Source organism: Nocardioides sp. (genome assembly GCF_041600255.1).
GTDB lineage: Bacteria > Actinomycetota > Actinomycetes > Propionibacteriales > Nocardioidaceae > Nocardioides.
This window is the reverse complement of the sequence record NZ_JBFIKK010000188.1, coordinates 1-4,642: the sequence shown is the minus strand read 5'-3', so window position 1 is coordinate 4,642 and position 4,642 is coordinate 1. Positions and strand designations below refer to the sequence as shown.

Annotated in this window: 2 protein-coding genes; both read left to right on the top strand. The window is 72.7% G+C overall.

All coding sequences use genetic code 11. The features are described from left to right. On the top strand, positions 1-2,925 hold a 2,925-nt coding region (locus tag ABZE72_RS15830; RefSeq protein WP_372729998.1), incomplete at its 5' end, for a BTAD domain-containing putative transcriptional regulator. A 1,312-nt stretch (positions 2,926-4,237) separates the two neighbouring features. Further along, positions 4,238-4,642: DUF4397 domain-containing protein (locus ABZE72_RS15825; RefSeq protein WP_372729997.1), on the top strand; the 405-nt coding region annotated here is incomplete at its 3' end.

Genomic DNA, 4,642 nt, shown 5'->3' with positions numbered 1-4,642 from the left:
GTCGACCCGGCGAGCGTCGACGCGGTGGAGTTCGTGACGCGGCTGCGTGCTGCGCGATCGGGTGGCTCCCTCGACAAGGGCCACGTGGGCCCCGCCGACCTCGCGGCCTACGACGAGGCGCTGGGCCTGTGGCGGGGGGAGGCCCTCTCCGACTTCAACACCGAGCCGTGGGCGACGGCCGAGGCCGCCCGGCTGACGGGACTTCGGATGGCCGCCGTCACGGAGCGGGCCCAGCTCGCACTGGCGTTGGGGAGACACACCGAAGTGGTGGGTGACCTGGGCCCGATGGTGAGTGAGGACCCGACCCTCGAGTCGCTCGCCGGGCTGCTGATGGTGGCGCTCTACCGGAGCGCACGCCAGGCCGAGGCCCTGGAGGTGTACGCACGCACCCGGGTCGCCCTGGACGACCAGCTGGGCCTCGAGCCGTCGACGTCACTGCGCTCGCTGCATGAGCGGGTCCTGCGTCAGGACGCGTCCCTCGGCGCCCAGCCCGACCCGTCGCCGCCGACCACCGTGCCGCTGGCGCAGGTCTCGACCAGCTCGGTGCGGAGCCCCTCCGAGCGACCTCGCGCAGCGACCCCGACCAACCTGCCGGTGGCGGTCCGCCCGTTGATCGGGCGGGAGCACGAGCTGGATGCGATCACCGAGCTGGTCGTCGGGTCCCGGCTCGTCACCCTGATCGGACCCGGCGGCGCCGGCAAGACGTCCCTGGCGGTGGCCGCGGCGGTGCGGGTCGCGGACGCCTTCCCCGACGGCGCGTTCGAGGTCCGGCTCAGCCCGGTGACCTCGGCCGAACAGGTCCCGTTCGCGTTCGCCGACGCGTTGGGAGTGCCCCTGGACGGTGCCGCGGCCGACCCCGACGTACGCCGACGGCTGCTGGCGTTCCTCGAGCCCCGACGGATGCTGCTGCTCGTCGACAACTGCGAGCACCTGGTCGACGCAGCCGCCGGCCTGGTCGACCACGTCCTGGGGCGGTGCCCCGACGTCACCGTGCTCGCCACCAGTCGGGAGGCGCTGGCGGTCCCCGACGAGATGCAGATCGCCGTCGGCCCCCTCCCGGTGCCACCGGAGGAGACCCCGGCGGCGCAGGTCCTGCAGTTCCCCGCCTGCCAGCTCTTCGTCGAGCGTGCCCGCCTGGTGAGGCCCGGCACGGTCTACGGCGACCGGGAGCTGCTGGCCGTGGGCAGGATCGCTCGCGCGCTGGACGGGATCCCGCTGGCGCTCGAGCTGGCGGCCGCTCGCGTGGCGGCGATGTCACCGAGCGAGATCTCCGAGCGGCTCGAGCAACGGTTCGCGCTGCTCACCTCGGGAGCCCGGACGGCGGAGGCGCGCCAGCAGACCCTGCGGGCAGCCGTTGACTGGAGCCACGACCTCCTGACCGAGCCGGAGCAGGTCGTCTTCCGTCGGTTGGCCGTCTTCCGGGGCGGGTGCACCCTGGCGGCTGCGGAGTTCGTCCTCAGCGACGACCTGATCTCGACCGGCCAGGTGCTCGACACGGTCGGTCGGCTGGTGGACCGCTCCATGCTCGTGGCCGAACCGGGGCCGGCGACGCGCTACCGGATGCTGGAGACCGTGCGGCACTACGCGTGGGAGCGGCTCACCGAGTGCGACGAGCTCGAGACCGTCGCCCAGCGGCATGCGTCGTACTTCCGTGGGCTTGCCGAGGAGGCCGAGTCGGAGCTGCGTGGGCACGGGCAGCGCGATGCCTTCCGCCGTCTGCGCGATGACCAGGCGAACATCCGAGAGGCACTGACCCACTTCGCCGGTCCGGCGGGTGACCTGGACGCAGCCCTGGCGATGGCGGGCTCGCTCGGACTCTTCTGGCACCTGGGTCGTCACCTCGAGGGTCGTGAGGTGCTCGCCCGGCTGACGGCGCAGCCGGGCGGCAGCTCGCAGGCGCGAGCGCGTGCCCTGCAGGCTGTCTCGCTCGTCGAACGGCCCCGCGCCTGCCTCGTCCACCCGAGCCCGCGTTGCGCCCAGGCGGCCCAGGAGAGCCTCACGCTCTTCGAGCAGGTGGGGGACGCGCCCCGGGCTGCCCTCTCCCGTGTGCTCCTGGCGGTCGAGGGCGTGACGGGGGCCGACTCCGCGCGGGCGGAGGAGTTGCTGGCCGAGGCCGAGCGCGAGTTCCTGGGTGAGGACGACCAGTGGGGGCTGGGCGTGATCGGCTTCGTGCGGATGGAGACGGCCCTCAAACGCGGCGATGCGGAGACGGCCGTGCCCACCGGCCGCGCCACGGCGTCGATCTTCCGCCAACTCGACGACCCGTGGGGGCTGTCGGCCACGCTGTACCACCTCGGGTGGGGCCTGCGGCAGTTCGGTCGTCACGCCGAGTGCGCCCGGGTTCTCGAGGAGGCGATCGACGTGGCCTCGGCGGCCGCGCTCCACAACACCGCGCAGTGGGCCCTGGCCGACCTCGGGATCGCGCACCTGCACCTGGGGGACCACTCGGCGGCACGGGACGCCTTCGACCGCGCTCGGGGGGCGTCCGCCCTGATCGGGGACGGGGCGGGCACCGTCCTGGCCGACTACGGCCACGGCCTGCTGGCGCCCGTGGGTGGCGACTGGGCCGAGGCACGCCGCCGGCTGACGGCGGCCCGCGAGGGGTTCCGAGCGCTCGGCACCCCGCTGCCGGAGACCCTGGCCCTGGCCGGGCTGGCTCGGTGCGACGAGGCAGACGGTGCGACAGCGCGGGCCGCCGACGGGTACCAGCAGGTACGGAACGCAGGGCACGCGGTGGGGGAGCCAGGTCTGGTGGCGACCGCGCTCGAGGGCCTCGCACGGCTGCTGGCCGAGGAAGGCGACCGGGCAGCCGCGAGCGACCTCGTGCACGAGGCGGCGCAGTTGCGGCAGAGCGCGAACCGACCGGCGCCGCCGTACGAGCGCTTCGAGGGCTGGTCCGGCGGGCTGCCGCTGTCGACGCGTTGAGCATCGAGTTGCGAATGAGAATCGTTCTCATCTACGGTTCCGCCAATGACGACCTCTCGGACCCTTGCTGAACGAATCGACGGTGGTGCCGGCTCCCTGGCCACCACTGACCTGCGGGTGGCCGTGACCGCGGTGCCGACGACCGCGCCGAGCCTCACGACCGCGAGCGCCTGGACCAGGACGGAGGTGATGAGCTCGCGGTTGCTCGCCCCGACGGCTCGCAGCAGGACCAGCGCGTCGACCTTCTGCACGGTCAGGATGAGGAAGAAGACGCCCGTGACGATGCCGACCACCAGGTAGAGAAGCAGGTACAGGATCAGGAAGGACCGGCTGATCGAGCCGACCCCGGGCAGGGCCGCGACCGCGGTGGAGTGCTCCAGCGCCTCGATCCCGTCGATGGTGTCGGTCAGGGACGCGGCGACCGCCTCGGGGTTCGCGCCGGCGACCAGCGTGACGCCGATCAGCGAGGGCGCCACGTCGATCGGCGCCCCGGCCCGAGCCTGCGCGGCCGCGACGTAGTCGGCGTACGGGACGTACAGGGTGGGCAGGACGTTGAAGGCCGCGTCGTCGGCGGTGCCCACGACCTCGAGGACCACGCCTTCGACGGTGACCCGCTCGCCCACCTCGAGGCGGTCGTCGAACGAGGACCCGCTGAACAACGCCTCACCTCGATCGCGCGGGAGTCGTCCGTGGGCCACCTCGGCCGGGACCGACGGGCCGGACGGGTCGCCACCGACGAGCTGGACGTCGACGTCCCCGGTGCCGGTGGTCCCGGTGAAGACGCTCAGCCCGATCGGTGAGGTCGCGGCCACCTCGGGGGTTGCTGCCACCCGTGCCTCGACCCCTGCCGCCACGATGCTGGTCGCCGGGTTGCGGCGGGCCTGCTCGTCGTAGGCCAGCACGTCGGCCGAGCTGGACGCGAGCCCTCCGGTCAGCCCACGGGTCAGCGTCCCGGCCACCGCCTGGAAGAACAGCAGCAGGAGAACCAGCAGGGCCACGGCTGCGGTCAACAGGGAGAAGCGGCCCAGGGAGCGACGGATCTCCGTGAACGCCACGAACACTGCTGTCCCCCCCCGGTGACCTCGCATCGACCTGCCGTCGTACGCCGCGTCGAGCCGGCGCCGTGCCTCTTCACAGTGCCACACGTTCACAGTGCCACAGCCCTCACTGGCGGGGGCACGTCGTGACGCCGAACGATCGAGGAACTTCAACAAACTGTTGAACTCTGCGTTGAAATGTCGTAGCGTCCTGGACAGTGGTCCAGACCACGTGCCCAAGAGCTCCATCCGACGCCCGAAAGGACACACTCGACATGCGCACCACGATCGCGTTGGCCGGCGCCGCCGGCCTGGTGGCCCTCACGGCTCTGGCCGTCGTCCCTGCCCAGGCAGCCGAGAACGACGCCACGGTCTCCGTCCTGCACGCCGTCCCCGAGCTGACCGTGGACGTCTACGCCAACGGCGAGGAGCTGATCCCCGACTTCGAGCCGGGCACGCTCACCGACCCGCTGAGCCTGCCCGCGGGCTCCTACGACCTCGCCGTCTATGCCGACGGTGACACCCCGGACTCGGCCGATCCCGCCATCGAGGCGAGCGGCGTCGAGGTCCCCGGCGGCGTCAACGCCACCGTCGTGGCGCACCTCGACGCGGACGGCACCCCGACGCTCAACGTCTTCGTCAACGACGTCTCCTCGACCGGGCCCGGTGACGCGCGGTTG